17 protein-coding genes, 1 tRNA gene and 1 riboswitch are annotated in these 17,762 nt (G+C 36.8%); of the genes, 5 read left to right on the top strand and 13 right to left on the bottom strand.

All coding sequences use genetic code 11. From position 1 onward, the window contains the following. Positions 1 to 3: 3 nt before the first annotated feature. Positions 4 to 1,479 (bottom strand): MDR family MFS transporter, encoded by a 1,476-nt coding sequence (locus O0236_RS04295; protein WP_268912883.1) that lies wholly within the window; start codon positions 1,477 to 1,479, stop codon positions 4 to 6. A gap of 78 nt (positions 1,480 to 1,557) precedes the next feature. Next, positions 1,558 to 2,748 (bottom strand): methionine adenosyltransferase, encoded by a 1,191-nt coding sequence (gene metK, locus O0236_RS04290; RefSeq protein ID WP_268912882.1) that lies wholly within the window; start codon positions 2,746 to 2,748, stop codon positions 1,558 to 1,560. Then, positions 2,746 to 2,831: riboswitch (SMK box riboswitch) on the bottom strand. It overlaps the preceding gene by 3 nt. A gap of 97 nt (positions 2,832 to 2,928) precedes the next feature. On the opposite strand from metK, the gene O0236_RS04285 reads away from it, so the two are divergent. Further along, the gene (locus O0236_RS04285; RefSeq protein WP_268912881.1) at positions 2,929 to 3,630 is read left to right on the top strand and encodes a hypothetical protein; all 702 of its coding nucleotides are present in this window, start codon (positions 2,929 to 2,931) and stop codon (positions 3,628 to 3,630) included. Between the two features lie 114 nt (positions 3,631 to 3,744). Continuing rightward, complete coding sequence (locus O0236_RS04280; RefSeq protein WP_268912880.1) at positions 3,745 to 4,092, top strand: hypothetical protein; 348 nt, start codon at positions 3,745 to 3,747, stop codon at positions 4,090 to 4,092. 47 nt (positions 4,093 to 4,139) lie between these two features. Here O0236_RS04280 and O0236_RS04275 read toward each other — a convergent pair whose 3' ends face one another. From O0236_RS04275 to O0236_RS04260, 4 genes are all read right to left on the bottom strand, one after another. After that, positions 4,140 to 5,207 (bottom strand): hypothetical protein, encoded by a 1,068-nt coding sequence (locus O0236_RS04275; RefSeq protein WP_268912879.1) that lies wholly within the window; start codon positions 5,205 to 5,207, stop codon positions 4,140 to 4,142. A gap of 17 nt (positions 5,208 to 5,224) precedes the next feature. After that, on the bottom strand, positions 5,225 to 6,325 hold the full coding sequence (locus O0236_RS04270; RefSeq protein WP_268912878.1) for a hypothetical protein: 1,101 nt from the start codon (positions 6,323 to 6,325) through the stop codon (positions 5,225 to 5,227). 139 nt (positions 6,326 to 6,464) lie between these two features. Beyond that, the gene (locus O0236_RS04265) at positions 6,465 to 7,358 is read right to left on the bottom strand and encodes a magnesium transporter CorA family protein (RefSeq protein WP_268912877.1); all 894 of its coding nucleotides are present in this window, start codon (positions 7,356 to 7,358) and stop codon (positions 6,465 to 6,467) included. Between the two features lie 15 nt (positions 7,359 to 7,373). Continuing rightward, a complete protein-coding gene (locus O0236_RS04260) occupies positions 7,374 to 8,726 on the bottom strand; it encodes an amino acid permease (protein ID WP_268912876.1) in 1,353 nt (450 codons plus the stop codon). A gap of 317 nt (positions 8,727 to 9,043) precedes the next feature. On the opposite strand from O0236_RS04260, the gene O0236_RS04255 reads away from it, so the two are divergent. Next, on the top strand, positions 9,044 to 9,406 hold the full coding sequence (locus O0236_RS04255; RefSeq protein ID WP_268912875.1) for a hypothetical protein: 363 nt from the start codon (positions 9,044 to 9,046) through the stop codon (positions 9,404 to 9,406). Between the two features lie 132 nt (positions 9,407 to 9,538). On the opposite strand, the gene O0236_RS04250 is transcribed toward O0236_RS04255, so the two are convergent. Next, positions 9,539 to 10,006, bottom strand: a complete 468-nt coding sequence (locus tag O0236_RS04250; RefSeq protein WP_268912874.1) for a MarR family winged helix-turn-helix transcriptional regulator — start codon at positions 10,004 to 10,006, stop codon at positions 9,539 to 9,541. Positions 10,007 to 10,189: 183 nt separating this feature from the next. Between O0236_RS04250 and O0236_RS04245 the strand changes: the two genes are divergently transcribed. Both O0236_RS04245 and O0236_RS04240 read left to right on the top strand, forming a co-directional pair. Beyond that, positions 10,190 to 11,011: a LicD family protein gene (locus tag O0236_RS04245; protein WP_268912873.1), complete on the top strand. Its 822-nt coding sequence runs from the start codon at positions 10,190 to 10,192 to the stop codon at positions 11,009 to 11,011. 74 nt (positions 11,012 to 11,085) lie between these two features. Further along, on the top strand, positions 11,086 to 11,394 hold the full coding sequence (locus O0236_RS04240; RefSeq protein ID WP_268912872.1) for a DUF960 domain-containing protein: 309 nt from the start codon (positions 11,086 to 11,088) through the stop codon (positions 11,392 to 11,394). 246 nt (positions 11,395 to 11,640) lie between these two features. On the opposite strand, the gene O0236_RS04235 is transcribed toward O0236_RS04240, so the two are convergent. The 6 genes from O0236_RS04235 to glmS all read right to left on the bottom strand — a co-directional run bounded on the left by O0236_RS04235 (position 11,641) and on the right by glmS (position 17,727). Continuing rightward, positions 11,641 to 11,712, bottom strand: a tRNA-Asn gene (locus tag O0236_RS04235). Positions 11,713 to 11,794: 82 nt separating this feature from the next. After that, on the bottom strand, positions 11,795 to 12,109 hold the full coding sequence (locus tag O0236_RS04230) for a hypothetical protein (protein ID WP_329608918.1): 315 nt from the start codon (positions 12,107 to 12,109) through the stop codon (positions 11,795 to 11,797). A gap of 186 nt (positions 12,110 to 12,295) precedes the next feature. After that, complete coding sequence (locus O0236_RS04225) at positions 12,296 to 13,363, bottom strand: ABC transporter ATP-binding protein (RefSeq protein WP_268912870.1); 1,068 nt, start codon at positions 13,361 to 13,363, stop codon at positions 12,296 to 12,298. A 108-nt stretch (positions 13,364 to 13,471) separates the two neighbouring features. Continuing rightward, entirely contained in the window at positions 13,472 to 14,245 is a 774-nt protein-coding gene (locus O0236_RS04220; RefSeq protein WP_268912869.1) for a glucosaminidase domain-containing protein, read from the bottom strand. Between the two features lie 31 nt (positions 14,246 to 14,276). Next, positions 14,277 to 15,731, bottom strand: a complete 1,455-nt coding sequence (locus O0236_RS04215; RefSeq protein WP_268912868.1) for a glucosaminidase domain-containing protein — start codon at positions 15,729 to 15,731, stop codon at positions 14,277 to 14,279. Between the two features lie 178 nt (positions 15,732 to 15,909). Further along, the gene (glmS, locus tag O0236_RS04210; protein WP_268912867.1) at positions 15,910 to 17,727 is read right to left on the bottom strand and encodes a glutamine--fructose-6-phosphate transaminase (isomerizing); all 1,818 of its coding nucleotides are present in this window, start codon (positions 17,725 to 17,727) and stop codon (positions 15,910 to 15,912) included. Positions 17,728 to 17,762: the final 35 nt, after the last annotated feature.

Below are 17,762 nucleotides of genomic sequence, written 5' to 3'. Positions count from 1 at the left end.
AGACTAAAGTCGCTTATTTTTTTGTTTGTCATATGTATTAGCAATATATGCCAACACGATTAAAATCAGTCCCACAATAAAGACATTGTGCAATGAACTGTATAGAATCTGACGGAGATCTGGAAGCAGTTTACTTGGCAACTCATGAACAGTTTGTGGATTGATCAACTTATCGATCATATTCATCGTCAAACCATTACTTGAAGCAACTTGCCCCATCATTGTCATATTCATTACGATTCCAAATCCCGACATCATTAGCGATTGTCCCAGAGTTCTAGCAAGAGTGTTGAATGAGGTGGCCACCCCAATTTGATCGCTCTTCACTGTATTTTGGACACTAATAGTCGTGGTAGTAATCGTAATTCCGAAACCAATTCCACAAATTGCCGAAATCAATAAGAATGCGACAAATGGAGTATCAGCTGGAATCAGTACCATGATTGCAGCGCCAGCCAACACGAACGCTAAACTAATATTTAAGATAACCTTAGGAGTCCACTTAGCCATCATCTTACCAGCCGCAAATGAACCAACGATCCACATTAAAGAACTTGGCGTAATCGCAAAACCAGCCATTGAGGCTTTTAAGCCTAAGATTCCTTGAGTCCAATCTGGCAGATAGACTTCGTAGCCAATTAAGAAACCGCTGACCAATGCTGCAACTAAATTTTGGGCTACGAAGGTCTTATTAAGAAATAAAGACAATGGAATTAGCGGGTTTTCAACGATTGATTCTGTTCTAACGAACATGACGCCAGCAAATCCGGCGACAACTGCACACCCAACGATTTCAAACCAATTAATCGGTGTTTGACCAATTACTTGAAAGGCCCACATTACGGCTAACAAGGTAATCGTTAAAAATGTCATTCCACGATAATCGACTTTAGTTTTCGTCGTAACCTTATCTTCAGTGAGGTAAAAGAAAATCATCCCCATGACGATTAATCCGATTGGCAGATTAATAAAGAAAATCCAGTGCCAGCTTAAGTGGTCAACAATGAATCCACCAAGTAGTGGTGCGATAATCGAAGCAATTCCCCAAGCGGAACTATTCAATCCCAGCACCTGGGCCCTTTTTTCCAGTGGATAAATATCAGCAATAATCGTGTTAGACACCGGCATGATCGAACCAGCCCCTATACCTTGAATGGCCCGCCAGAAAATTAAGCCAATCATTGATTGAGAAAATCCTGACATCACGGATCCGACTATAAAGATAAGTAATCCAGTTAAAAACATGGGTTTTCGGCCGATTTGATCTGATAATTTACCATAAATGGGCGTTGAAATCGCATTGGTAAGTAAAAATATTGAGAAGACCCAGTTCATTAGCGAAACGCCATGCAAATCACCAATAATCGTCGGCATTGCGGTTGAAACAATGGTTCCTTCAATTGCACTCATAAATGTGGCCACAAATAAGGCAACTGTGACCACCGGAATATTAGTTTTTTTATTCGTTTGGTGAGCCATAATCTTTCTCCTTTGTAATAGCTTCAAGTAAAAAACGCCCCTGAATAAGCATTCAAGGGCGTTTTGCTAATTAGCTGTTTATAACTTGAAGTAATCTTTTAACGCATTGACTTTATCAGTATGTTCCCATGGTAGGTCAACGTCAGTTCTACCAAAGTGACCATAAGCAGCAGTTTGTTCATAAATTGGTCGATTTAAATCAAGCATCTGGATAATTCCAGCAGGTCTTAAATCGAAGATATTACGAACTGCTTCAACCAATTGTTCTTCTGAAACTTTAGCAGTTCCAAATGAATCAACTGAGATTGATACAGGTTCAGCAACACCAATGGCGTAAGCTATTTGAACCTCAATCTTATCTGCCAAACCGGCAGCAACGATGTTTTTAGCAATGTAACGAGCAGCGTAACTAGCTGAACGATCAACCTTAGTTGCGTCCTTACCAGAAAATGCTCCACCACCATGGTGAGCAAAACCACCGTAAGTATCAACGATGATTTTACGACCAGTTAAACCGGCATCCCCTTGAGGACCACCGATAACAAAACGGCCAGTTGGATTAATCAAATATCTAGTTTCGTCATCCAAATACTTAGCTGGAATAACTGGTTTGATGATTTGTTCGATCACATCATGACGGATTTGGTCCAAATCAACGCCATCAGCGTGTTGTGTACTAATAACAACGGTATTCACCTTAACTGGCTTTTCATCGTCATCATACTCAATAGTTACCTCTGCCTTGGCATCAGGGCCGAGATATTCAAGCTGACCACTCTTACGTAACTCAGCTTGGCGCTTCATTAATTTGTGGCTTAAAGAAATTGGTAATGGCATTAATTCTGGTGTTTCATTGATTGCGTAACCAAACATTAAACCTTGGTCACCAGCACCTATCTTATCCAACGGATCAGTATCACCTTCACGAGTTTCAAGTGCCTCATCAACCCCTTGGGCAATATCTGGTGATTGTTCATCGATTGCCACCATAACTGCACAGGTATCGCCATCGAAACCATACTTGCCGTCGGTATAACCGATTCGCTTGATAGTCTCTCTAACAATATGTTGAATATCCACATAAGCGTTGGTAGAAATTTCACCAAACACTAATACCAATCCAGTAGTTACTGAGGTCTCACAGGCAACCCGTGAGTTAGGATCCTTCTTTAATAATTCATCCAAGATTGCGTCACTGATTTGGTCAGCGATTTTATCAGGATGTCCTTCTGAAACTGATTCCGAAGTAAAAAGATGTTTTTCTTGCATCGTCTTTCCCCCATCTATTATTTTTTATGGTTACAAGGATTCTCTATCAAATACATAGAGCCTATCGGGAACTCATAACTATGATATCCTATCACAAATTCAAGAGTAATTAAACATTGAATTGACCAGGAACCAGATTAATAATATGATTCTAGGTATGAAAACAAAGGAAGTGACAAGGTGAACTTTGATTTAAGATCCACTACATACAAAGTATTTCAAATCCTAATTCCTGTAGTAATTTGGACGATGTTTGCTGGCATATCATTCAAGCAATATTTCTCTAGTAGTAGCTTAATAATGATCTTAATTCTAGAAATTTTCTACTCAATATTGGTTAATCAAATGTTCGTCAAAGATCCTAATCTATTGCTAGGAATCATCTTAGATGTGGTCAGTAGTATTTTAGTCATCAACTTGGCGAGTTCAATTGGAATGTTTAATATTTCATTGATCATAATGGGCATCATCCTAGCCAATTGTTTAATTTTCACGGATCTGGTAAATGAACCCCACTGTGCTTGGATTATTTATTCTCTTATCAGTGGTCCAGGGTTAGTATTCGCCATCATGATAGTGGATAACCATTTTCTTTCTATCCTCAACTTAAGTTTTTTGACATTGTTAATTTTTATCAATGCATTATTTACTTTTCCATTATTTATGGCAACACCCAACTGGACATTCACTCTCTCAATTGCAGTTATCACAATTATCTTAGCGACCAGCATTATTCCCTCAGCCGCTAAAATCGTTGGGTTAGTAATCTTGATTGGAATCTTCTTGTTTTTACAATTCAGCCTAAAAGCGAACCAATTCAAACAAAAATCAAACATCGCCATCACGTTATCATTGCTGTCTACCATCGTATTATTCATCTGAATTCTTTAGGAGTTCTTAATCAGTTTAAGGATTTCCAAAGTCACAAGTATTTATCACTTTTAATCCTGTGATGATGTTACAATCATTGCTATCCTAGGAAAGTGGTGAATAGTAATGAATATAAAAATTGTCGGTGATATTCGTAATGGCAACTTCCAGCCAAGCTTAACTGGTAACCTTGCTGTCGATGACGCCCTAATTGATAATTTTAGTCAGAAGCTTCGAGCTAAAGTGGCAGACACGTTCCATGACGTTCGCGTTTCAGTTGACCACTTTCTGAATTTAGAGCATCAATCTGATTCAAATTCAATTATCGTCATAGACAACGATATTTCTAAATATTTAGATGCAGATACTAAAAAAATGCACACGATGATCGATGTGAACCATACAGATATTTTGCATGGAACCGTTGATAGCATCGCTAAAAAGATAACTGATCGACTAGACATGAATAAATAACATGAAAAAAGGTATGCCTGAATTACAGGCATACCTTTTTATTATGATTAATACATTGTAGTTGAAGCTAAAATTTCAGGGTTTCTGTTTGATAATAGCATTCCATGACCAGATCCATCATAGAACAAGCTTTCAAACTCGCGACCTGAGTTGAACTTAGTGTACTTAAATGAGTTATGAGTTAATGATCCACGACCATTCAACTGTCGAGCAGGTAAACTAACGATTGAATCATCTGATACTAAGTACAAGCGACCATTTCTTGAGTTATAACCAATTGATTGTTGATGAGTTCCTGGTTGGTGTGTCAATAACTGCTTGGTTAGAGTTACTGAGATATGATTACCAGAAATCACACCTCTATAAATCTTGACCTGACCACTTGAGGTTGTCCACCAGTATGCATGGCCAGTTGTATCAAATGTTAAGTCATGTCCGGAAGGCACATTGGCACCATGGTTGTTCATGTAGAACTTAATGGCTTTCTTTGGTTTTAATGAGGTGGTAGAAATGTTTTGGATAGTTGACCATCTAGTTGCGGTCATGTTAGCAGAATCACGCCACATCCAAAGTGAATGGTGCTTTTTGTCATATGCTAATGATTGGCCATGACCCACTTGGAATAATGGTCCAACTTTGATTGCAGCAGAATTCTTAGCAAGAGGTGCATTTTGAGACTTTTCAAAGCCCATACTTGCCAACTTAGAACGATCATAACGGACGATAAATCCTTTACCATTCAATTGGTGTGGAGCGTAAACAACAAATAAGTATTTACCGTTCGTAGCAGCTGACTGTGGATTAGTCATATCATAGTTAGCTTTGCCAAGTGCTAAGCGAGTATTTGGCAAAAGATACTTTGTCTTCAAAGCCCATTTAGTACCACTAACACTATTGATAGTCGTACTACCACTTGGATTTGATGAGAATGAATAATCTCCATTAGCCTTAACAAATTTAACTTGACTGTCATTAACCGTTCTTAAACTAGCAGCCGTATATTGATGAAGTGCGTTTGAATTTTGAACATAAGTATCAGCATGAGCGACCCCAATTGATGCAAACGTTAGCAATCCACCCAAAATAATTCCGTTTCCAACATTTTTGAAATTCATAATAATTTCCTCCCAAGTTAAAATGCTCTATCCGCCTGTAAAACTTCTGGACAGTGATTTACCAATAAATTACCATGTGAACTACCATCATATGCGATGCCTTCAAACTCCCTAATTGGCGCGAATTCTGACCACTCAAAATTACTATTAGTTAAGTGACCGTGCCCATTCAAACGTTTGGCAGAGAAGCTCGCTATCGAGCCATCCGAAACCATTAACAAACGTTGTCTAATGGGATTATATCCCATACTTTGAATTCGAGTACCAGGAATCTTACGTAATATCTGATGAGTCAATCTGAATTTGACCGAACGATGATGAATCTTACCTTTATAGATGTAGCCACCAAAACCAGGATTTGACCAGAAGTATGCATTTCCACTCTTGTCAAACGTTAGTGTGTGTCCACCTGGAACGCTAAATCTACCTCTTTTTAATCTAAATCGAATCATTTTGTCAGGGCGTAATCTATTACTGTCAACATGCACTATGTATCCCCACTGACTGCTGGGTACTCTTGGTGCTTTTTCATTATCGCGCCACATGTACAAACCGTGATTCTTCCAATTATACGCTAACGACTGACCGTGTCCTGTCACAAATAACGGACCAACTTTAATGTGTTTCTGAATTTGTTTTTGCATCTTTGAATAATGGCCATTTGTCTTAACATATGTACTTTGTAAAAGTTCAGGATGTAACCGAATGCCCATCTGGTCTAAAACACGAATGTCGAATCTAACAATCCGTCCCTTATTTTTTAGATTAGTAGGACAATAAACCACGTACATATACTTATCTTTATCCATCGCAATTGATTGTGGGTTTCCCCAATGTTGTGCTCCCTTACCGGGCGATGGTAGTAAATATCTCGTAGTAAAGCTAACTTTTTTACCTTTTGTGGACCTAACAGTATGTTGATCTGCCTTATGCACAACATGAGCATAATTTTTAGGTTTGGAGACGTACTTGACCTTACTATCATTAATATACCTTAATGAACCTTTAGTCAGTGCAGATGACTGCTGATGATACAATACCATCTTGGCATTTGCGGTAAAAAATCCAAGCAAAGTATATGAGAATAGGCAAGCTATGATAAAGCGAATTACCTTCATACAACTCATTTTCCCCTCAGAAAATTCAATATTAATGCAATTTAGATATTAGTCCAAGGTTATTGTATTGTAAAGCCGATTATGCTTAAAAAGCCATTGCTTAGGTGACATTCATCAACTTAAACAATGGCTTAAATTATTATAATTTTTTATTTTTTCGAAGATACCATAACATAATTCCACCCAGGAATAATGTAAAAATAACCGTCCCTAACCAAGATAATTTACTACCTGCCCAAGGCAAGAACATGTTCATTCCGTAGAATCCGGAAACAATTGGTGGAATTGCCAATAACAATGACCAAACTGTTAGGAATTGCATCGTTTGATTCAATCGATTATTCAACATGTTACCAAATGTATCCTCAAATTCGCTGACAACCGTACTAACGATTTCAAAACTATTTTGACATTGTCGATACTCAATAATCAAATCATCAACTAATTGACGATTTTCTTTAGTAGCAATCTCTTTCAAATCATCTTCAGCAAGCATTGCTTTAAATTGCTCCAATGCAATCACATTACCCTCACAGGCTGATCTTAAATAAACCAGTTTACGCTTCAGATCAGAAATGGCTATTAAACGTTCATTAGTCACCTTTCGATTACTTAATTCTAGACCTTCAGCCTCTTTACTCATGTCATTCAAGAGTTCAAAGAAATTATCAACAATCGAACGTAAAATTGCCATGATTCTTAATTGTAAGCTAGAGATGTCATTGGTATCTGCGGCCAATCCTCGTTGATTAGAATCATGACACACAGTAATCAGTGTGGTTTGATTAAAGCCAATAAAAATCGGCAGAGTTGTCGTTTTGCTAGAAACTTTTATTGGCAACGCCCGAATAACAATGGCACCAAAATTATCTGAACTGTCGTAAGTGGCCCGCGGCTCTTCATAAGTGTCGATCATATAGTTAAAATATTTTTTTGAAATATTAACTTTACTTAACTCATCATTCAGCTCGCTTTTAGTAGGCTCAACTGCTTCGATCCATTCATAATTCGCCATTTGATGACTTTTGATCATCCCACTGACCCCCAACTATTTGTTTTTTTTAACACCAAACTCATATATTAAGAGTAACAGAACAACTGAACCAAGTGAAATAATCATTGGGATTCTTGTTGATTGATTGAATAGCAAGAAAATTAAAATGCCGGCAAAGAATAGTAACGTGGCATAATCAGCAATCGGATAGCCTGGCATCCTAAACGTCTTAGCACCTTCTGGATGATGATGCCGATAAACCAAATGCACAACAATTAAAATCACCCAAACGATGACGAAGTTAATCGTCGAAACACTTGAGACTAAGCTAAAGACTCCTTCAGGCATGAAGTAATTCAAAGCTACGATAATTAACAATACTACTGTAGAAACATTTAATGCCAAATTAGGAACACCGTTTCTAGATAGCTTGGTTACAAATGATGAAGCATTACCACCCATACCAAGGGCATACATTGTCCGACTAGTACTGAACAAACAGCTATTAGTAGCCGAGATGGCAGCGGTCAACACTACGAAGTTCAAAATTCCGGCCGCACCAACTACTCCGATACCAGAGAAGACTTGAACGAATGGACTGACGCTCGTCTTAATATGATTCCATGGAAACACACTCATGACCGCAATCATCGAGCCCACATAAAACAATCCGATTCTGATTGGTAAACTATTGATAGCTTTTGGCAAGTTCTCCTCCGGATTATCAGTCTCACCAGCAGTCATACCCACCATTTCAATACCAACAAAGGCAAACACTACCATTTGAAATGACAGTAAAAAGCCACTAATACCAGTTGGGAAAAAACCACCGTGATCAAATAAATTATTAAAACCAGCGGTATATCCACCCGCAACTTTAAATTTGAAAATTGCTAAGAAAAATCCGACGGCTACCAATAAAACAATGGCAATTACTTTGATCATTGAGAACCAGGTTTCTAGTTCACCAAATAATTTTACATTCACTTTATTAGCTAAAAACAAACTTCCCAAAATAATCAGTGGTGGAATCCATTGAGGGACTCCGGGAAACCAATACTTAACATAAATTCCAGTGGCCGTTAAATCAGCCATTGCTAGACTGATCCAACAAAACCAGTATGTCCAACCAGTCACAAATTCAAACCGATCACCAAGGTACTCCTTCACAAAATCTAAGAAAGAGTGTTTAGTTTGATCTGACAACAGTAATTCACCAATTGCCCTCATTAATAAGAAACAAAAGCCACCGACGATCAAATAAGATAGAATAATTGATGGCCCTGATAGATGAATGGCACTTGAGGAACCCAAAAACAATCCTGTTCCAATGGCACCACCAATTGCGATCATCTGTATGTGTCTGCTTTTTAATGACCTGGATAATACTTTTTGATCCTCTTCCATATGATAATTCCTCCACAAACTAAATAAAAAAACACCCCTGGTACGTTATTAAGTACCAGGGGCGTTTTTAAACGCGGTTCCACCCATTTTTTACAATAATTTATTGCCTTTTAATTGCTGATAACGGTCGCACCGATAAAACGCCATATTTACATTCCAACTTTCAGCGAACGTTAGATCTCTGTTTACCATGTGTCAAACATTATAAAGATTCCAGTTCCATTTTGTCAAGCGTCGATAATTCTAGCTCGCTTTGCAAAAACATTATTTTTGGTGTTAAATTGATTTATAAATAGTTGACCTAGGAGGTCATGATTATGAGTGATAAGTACCCGACCTTTAATGAAAGTCAGTGGCGAATGGCTCAGCAAGCTGTGCTTGACGAATATGCTGAATACATAAGTGAATTACAATCAAAGGGTGTCGACTACACGGTTAAAAATGCCAGACAATTATTGATTTACCAGGATTTACTATCCGAATGGAAAAATCATCGTTTACCAACAGTGATTTCTGATTTAGAAGCAAACCCATTTGCCCTGACGATTTTCACTGACTTAAAAAAAACTAAAACTAGTCATTTACTACAACGTGGATACGAGCACATCACCAATTGGCCGGATTTCAACCCTACTCCACTAACATTGTGGTTAGAGTTGGAAGAAGACATGAATATCTAACCCGATAACAATAAATATGGTATTTGGATATCAAATAAAAAAAGATGCCGTAAAACCAATGGCGTGGTAGCCTGATTTTAACGGTATTTTTTCGTGTAATTATTTCTTCAACATTAAGCTGAATATATTAAATTATTCTTCTGGTGGGAAATTATCCATTTCATGTTCTGAGAAATCTTCTATAAAGCTAAGAATACTCTTGGCCTTATCTTCACCATAATTAGAAATCCAGTTATCAAATCTCTTAGTAGTCAAATCGTACACCTTTTTTTCAACTTCTTGACCGCTTGGTGTCAAATGAAGATACAAACGGCGACGATCACTTTCAGCTGGTTTTTGGTAGATATAATCGTGCTGTAATAACACCTTGATTTGTCGAGAAATTGCGCTTCTAGTTACCTTTCGTTCAGCTGCGATATCCATCAACGAAACATCTTTTCGTTCGGCAATCGTATGTAAAATTAGATACTGCTCAAAAGATAATCCATACTTGGTTGCTGGTTCTGACACAAAGCTATCCAAATATTTTAATGACGACAAATACACATCTATTGCTTCTTTAAGTAGTTTATCATTCGTGTTACTCATTTGCTTCACCATTCCTGTACATTCTCCCTATTACAACTACACAGTCTTATTACGTATTATATTACTAATAAGGTTTATAAACAACACTCATTAGCTATAAGTTAATTAGTTATTTAGTAATCATCATCCAATCATAATCGTGTATTATATAGATAGATAAAATTATTCAAATTAAAAAAGCGTGAAGGTGAAAATATGCCTCAATTAAATGAAAGAATTCAAGCCATCGAGCTACAAAGTTATAAATTTTTCCGCGATTTATGCGAAAAAAATAATCTAAAATATTTTGCTCTGGGTGGAACACTCCTTGGGGCCATTCGCCATCGTGGATTCATCCCGTGGGATGATGACATGGACATTGGGCTTCCAAGAGAAGACTACGACAAGCTCTTACAAATCGTAGCTACTCAATTAAGCGACACCAAGTACTTTTTCCAAACCCCGTTCTCCGATGACAACTACGCCCTGAGTTATGGCAAACTGTTGAACCGGCACACATACATTGAAGAAAAGAATAACTACAATGATGCAAAAAAAGGCGTATTCATTGACGTTTTTCCAATTGATAAGATTTCTACCTCTGTAGAAAAGCAACGGGCTCAAATGCAAAAAATAAGACGTTTAGATAGTCGATTATACTTAAAGCTTAGGTATAACTTCATTGATAATCCGATCAAGCGCTTTTACTCTCCTCTTAGTGACCAACAACTGGCAACAGCTGCAGAATTCAAGAATCAAAGAGAAGAAACCATGCGCACTTATAATGATAACGATAATTGGCAAATTGCCAAGAATCTTGCTTCACAATATGAATACGATGCAGAAATATTTACTGCAGAACAATTAGACAACATTGTCGAGGTTCCATTTGAAGATACTAAAATACCGATTTTTGCTGATTACGATACGGTTTTAACAAATATTTACCACGACTATATGACGTTACCACCAGAAAATCAACAAGTTTCAAAACATATCAATCTGTTGATCATGGATAACCAACAATTCACTCAATAATTACTTCTGCTTGCAATGATTATTCATTTTTGGTAGTTTGAAATTAATAAAACAACAAGATACGAGGTGATTATATGTTTGATCGAACTCAGGCAAGATTTGCCAGTTATAGCATTGTTTCTTCAATGCCAGACCAAGCAATTGATAACGTGTGGTTCATTATTGATAATGACTTACAGGGAGTCTTCCCACTTTCAAACTTGGTAACATTCAACCTAATCAACAATGATGGCCAATTAGCATATGACTTTTTACAAGATAACGAAATCGTGGCTACCTTTGATTCGCCATATCCATATACCACTGATTACCCACAATCAATCGTGGTCTATGACAGTGGTGAACAACAATTAATTGCCACACCTAATGAAATTAATCTTTAAGAGCCGATCTTCTACTGATGAAGACTGGCTTTTTTATTACTTAATTCAGTCATTCTAGAGTAAATTAAAATTATTTTGATTATTGCTATATGTAACTAAGACAAATTCAATATAATTATTATTACCTTCCAATAATTATAAGCATTCTATAATTTATACTCAAATTACTATTTAGTAATACCTATGCTTCAATGTGAAAATAATAAGGATATCCCTACCAAGTAGAGATATCCTTATTATTTATAACTGCTCTGGCTGGGTTCGAACCAGCGACCTCTTGATTAACAGTCAATTATTCTACCACTGAACTACAGAGCAATGAATTAATGAAAGCTATGATATATTTATACCATGGAATGATAATCTTTGCAATCATTTTTTCATCGTTTTCTAATTTAATTTAACCGATATGATTTTCCTTCAAAATCGCGGTAATCTCATCCTGCATTTCGTCGGTCTTAGTCCACTCATCAAAGTGATCCATGCTTTCATCTGGCATTTCAAAGTTTTCATTGATGTATTGCTGATACTTTTCCACGTGAACTGAATGTGGAATGTTTAACTGTAAGATGCGTACTTCTTTGATAAATCCTCGTTCAGCTGCCAACTCAGCCCTACCGTTCTGTACCATGTTGCTGATTTCAATGTATTTAGTCCCATCGTTTCTAGTAATTTCTTCAATTAAAGTTAGTTCTTCATTATTCTTCACTTTCAGTCACCCACTTAATATCGTTAACATTAATTATACAAAAAATAGCTGATGGGATAAACCCCACCAGCTACAAGAGAGAAAGAGAATTGATTTAGAAGGTATTGATATATTACCTACCTATCAATATACATTTTAGTGTAAGCGCTGTCAATGTTCTACAATAAAAAAAGCCTTTCGGCCCCTTTATTTTTATGGAAGATGCAACGTGTGAGTTGGGTTAAACAATAAGTGCGGATTAGAAACAATATGTGCAACTGAATAACCTGAAACGTTAACTAAACAGAAGAAGACTAAGGCAATCAAAACTACCCATGTCAAAATTTGATTGGCAACTGACATCTTTTCAGAAATTACAGAGCCATAGAACAATTTATTGATCTTAGAAGGTATTGATTTATCTTCTGGATTATCCTTTTGATGTTCTTCAGTAACTTCCTGTTGATACTTTTTAATACTAAAGTTCTTTTGAATGTTCTTTTGTTCGCTTTGGAACTTCTTTTTCTCTTTTTTACTTAAACCTTTGAACCATTGAGTGAATTCATGATACTTTTCAGTAACCTCATCAGTTGGTCCCACCATCTTTAAAGCACCATAGTTAATCCATGCAACACGGTCACAAAGCATTTGAATTTGCTTTAATGAATGACTAACAAAGATGATAGTCTTGCCTTGTTTCTTGAAATCTGTGATTTTGTCAACACATTTTTGATAGAAGGTATCATCACCAACAGAAAGTGCCTCATCAATGATTAAGATATCTGGATCAATATGAACAGCGATTGCGAATCCTAAACGAGAGCGCATACCGCTTGAATAACTTTTAACTGGTTGATCAACGAAGTCACCAATATCAGCAAATGAAATGATATCTGGCATCATTTCGTCGATTTGTTCATTGGTCATTCCTTGCATCAAAGATTTAAGACGGATGTTTTCTCGACCAGTTAACTTATTTCTAAGTCCTGCCCGAATGGCAACGATTGAAGTGTCACCTTTAACATCAACTTGGCCAGTAGTTTGTGGAATGATTCCAGAGATAATGTTTGAAAGAGTTGACTTACCTGAACCATTAACTCCAATAAGCCCCATTGTCTCACCTGGTTTGATGGTTAGTGAGATACCCATCAATGACCAGAAATGAGGAATTTGTCGTTGACTCTTTAATGAAAAGAATGATCTCAACTTTTCAGATTGAGTCTTGAATAAATCATATTCCTTTGTAACGTTTTCAACTTTAACTTTATATTCTTCTACCATTTTTAATTCTCCTAGTTGAGAAATCAATATTAACTGCTATATTATATCAAAAATTACCAGAAAAAAAAGGCACGGCTAATGACTTATACGAACCTTAATTTTCAAACCCTATTTAGTTGTTGCAATTTCAATCGGAAACAATAATTTTGGTACAATGGTATTTTCCGTTTTATTAGGAAATACTCGTTGACTGGCAATAACTATCTTCCGGTTAGTAATTTTAGAAGCAGCATTATTTGTACTTTGAGTAGTGGTGCCTGATGTCGCTAATTGACGGTCAACTTCAGCAGTAATTTTATCATTAATACTTGCCGAACTAGGACTAGTATCCAACTTATCCAAATGATAGTTGTCAATCAAATGATTTAACTTATTACCGTATTCCATATCAGTAGCATACGTTGATGACAATGCCATCGCTGCATCACTAGCACTTAATGAATTAGTCGTCCAAGTTCCAGAATACAACATTGGATCATCAGTGGTACCATTTCTTAAGATATGTGCATTGTCTTCAACTGAGTCCATGATTGATGGATATTTTTTGAACGCGGCACTTGTCGAAATGGTCTTACCTTTAGAAGTCATTTCCTGAGTACCCATAGTAACAGACTGGCCATCATAACTACCCTTAACACCAAAATAATTATTACCGTCGATTGCAAGAGTAGATTGCCCACAGTCACTTTCCAGCATTGCTTGAGCCATCATAACCGAAGCGTATAAGTGGTTTTCTCGACTCACTTTAATGATTGGAGCTTTCATTTGATCAATGAAATCAGTTTGTATAGATGCCTGCGCGTTGCCAGTACTGATAAACAAAAAACATGCAGCTGTTGCAAAAATCAACGCTACTAGCTGTCTTTTAATTTTATGGAACATAATTAATGTGAATCCTCCTGCTTAACTTGCATTATTTAAGTAGGCTACTTGCAATCCAATAGGTCTTATTGTCTTTAGGGGCCACAACTCGGTACCAAACACCACTGGAATTAACATCATAACTTACCATATTTGAATCTAATTTACTCTTACTAGTGATACCTAACTTTTTCAAAGTATATTTTTTTGCCCCTGTAGTAGTAGGTACGTGATTATAAGCATATCCACTTTTAACAGTTGATAATAACTTCTTAGTCAAATTTACTTTAACATAAACTATATCGGCAGTGTATGATTCAATTTCAGAAGATTTTATCCACCCACTCTTACCATTGAACTTAATCCGATACCATAACTCTCCCTGACCGGAGTCTACTATTGCTTCCCCGTCGACAGGATATTTTTCATTTTCCTTTAGTGCACTAATTTTGCCAACTGATTTAGCCAGATAATCGCTACCATAAACATGGTTATATAAATCAGATTTTGATTTCGAATTAACGGTTATAGTGCCACTATTTTTAGTATAAAACGTATTAGGAAAAGCAAGTACTGGGCTGTATACCCAGTACTTTTTGGATGATTCATTCTTATAAAATCTAATTCGATACCAATTTGTCTTAGCACCTGATTTAACGGCCTTCATATCCAAATATACCCAGACAGGCCTGTTAATATTAAGTGATTTGAACGTGTACCGTTTTTCCTTATTATTGGTGCCCTTCACGTGATTATAAACGTAGTATTTGTTAAACGTGGACGATAGAAGCACCATCTGATTTGGATCAGATTTAGTATACTTAGCTGTTTCAAGGGGTTTACTGCTTGATGTGGATGAACTATGATCATTGTTCGCATTAGTATTTGAACTGTTTGAATCGTTATTATCAGTCCCACCACTATCTTCATCGAAAAGTTGTGACAAATTATATTGCTGAATCAAGTTAATCAATGAGCTACCATAATTTGGCGCTGTGGCATATTTACCAGTCAATGCATTAGCAGCATCCTGATATGTATTCGCATTTTCCTTCCATGTGCCGGAATAAAATGATGGATTCCCAGTAATGCCGTTTCTAAGAAGATTACCGTTATCACTAAATGAGTCATAAGCTGTTGGATATTTTCTAAAATTAGCTGTAGTATTTTGAATTTGACCATTTTGATCATATTCAGTGGTTGGCATTGCAACCGATTGGCCATTAAAAGCACCTTTAATACCAAAGAAGTTATTAGCTTGCTTAGTTAGTTGACTCTGACCCCAACCACTCTCCGTAGCCGCTTGAGCCATCATAACTGATGCATATAGTTTGTACTTACTTGCAGCTTTTTGAACGTCACCCTTATATTGATTAATAAATGTTGTTTGTGTTGTCGTAGTGTTACTATCAGCATCTGCGATTCGGTTAAAACAACTAAGTCCCCCTATAGATAACAAAGTTGCCCAACTCAAAACCAATGTTTTTCGCATTGCTTTTAATTTCATAAGATTCACCCCTTCAATCATTAAACCATCTAGGTTAATACTATTAGAAAATAGCTCAAAACTAAAGGATTAACTTTATTAATTATTAATTAGCAATCAAAAATTATTAGTTTCTTAATTATTACAAAAAAGGTACGAACATAAAGTTCGTACCTTTGAATCAATTATTACTAATTAATTATTCAACTGTAACACTCTTAGCGAGGTTTCTTGGACGATCGACATCTAGTCCCTTATTCAAACTAGTGTAGTATGCCAATAATTGTGCTGGAATAACACTAAGCAATGGTGTGATCATTTCATCGATATCAGGGATAACGATTGTGTCTTCATCCTTACTTAAACCACTACGAACGATGGTCAATGTGTTAGCACCACGAGAAAGGGTTTCTTGTAAGTTACTTCTAGTAAGACCAGCAGTCTTAGCTTGCGTGATGATTCCGACAACCGGAGTACCTTCTTCAATCAAAGCAATGGTTCCGTGCTTTAATTCACCTGAAGCAAAACCTTCAGCTTGAACGTAAGAAATTTCTTTAAGCTTCAATGCAGACTCAAGTGAAACTGTTTGGTCAATTCCACGACCAATGTAGAATGCACGAGTAGCGTTAACAAAGTAATCTTTAGCAAGTTTTTCGATTTCTTCTTTTTCATCAATAATTGCTTGCATACCAGTAGCTGCTAAACCTAGTTGTTGACGAACATCAAAATCTTCGGCAATAACTTGTTCCTTAGCAACACCAACAGCTTTAGCAAGAATTGCTTCAACTGCGATTTGAGCAGTATAAGCCTTAGTTGATGCAACTGAAATTTCAGGACCTGCATGAAGCAACAATGTGTAGTCAGCTTCACGTGACAATGTTGAGTTAGCCACGTTAGTGATAGTTAGGCTCTTAAATCCTCTAGCATTAACATTAACCAACACTTCACGACTATCAGCAGTTTCTCCACTTTGTGATAGGAAAATAAAGAATGGGTTCTTAGTTAACAATGGATCATCATATGCAAATTCAGAAGCCACGTGAACCTCAGTTGGGATGTGAGTAAGCTTTTCAAACATCTTCTTACCAACTAATCCAGCATGGTAACTAGTACCAGCACCAACAATGTGAATACGGTCTGCATTCTTGATGGCATCGATCATTTCAGGATCAAGGTTGTCTTTACCAGTTTCTTCAGTGTAGATTGATGCCAACTTACGCATAACGTTTGGTTGTTCATCAACTTCTTTAAGCATGTAGTAAGGGTATGGTCCCTTGTCAGTTTCTTCAGCATCCATGTCCAAATGGTAAGTATCACGTTCGACCTTGTTACCATCTTTATCTTCAATGATGATTTCGTTAGGCTTAACGGTTACAACTTCACCATCATGAAGTTCAAGAAAGTCATGAGTAGCATGAAGCATAGCAACGGCATCAGAACAAACAACGTTGAATCCATCACCAACACCAATCAACAATGGGCTCTTGTTCTTAGCGACGTATAAAGTATCAGGATCTTCACTATCAACTAGTAAGAATCCGTATGATGAACCTTCTAATAGCGACAAGGTTTTGGTGAAGGCATCTTTAGTAGTAAGGCCTTCAGTTCTGACAAATTTATCAAGTAATTGAACAACTACTTCAGTATCAGTTTGACTTTCAAAAGTAGTTTCGCTCAAGTATTGTGATTTTAATTCTTTAAAGTTTTCGATAACCCCGTTATGAACTAAGTAAAAACGGTGATCTTCTGAAAATTGAGGATGGGCATTGGCAACACTCACAACCCCATGAGTGGCCCAACGAGTATGACCAATTCCGGCAACTCCGTGAACATCTGGAGTGACTGCGGCCTTCAAGGCACTGATTCTACCCTTTTCCTTAACAAGGTAATCATTACCTTGTAAGTCATTAACGTAGATTCCAGCTGAATCATATCCCCGATATTCTAGCTTTTGTAATCCCTCTAACAGAATTGAAACAGCATTATCGTTTCCAGTTACTCCCACAATTCCACACATAATAATTCTCCTAATCATTTTTAAAATTGGTATAT

This window comes from Lentilactobacillus sp. SPB1-3 (assembly GCF_026913205.2).
GTDB classification, from domain to species: domain Bacteria; phylum Bacillota; class Bacilli; order Lactobacillales; family Lactobacillaceae; genus Lentilactobacillus; species Lentilactobacillus terminaliae.
Note: the sequence above shows the minus strand (reverse complement) of the source record. Positions and strands in the feature narration are given on the sequence as shown.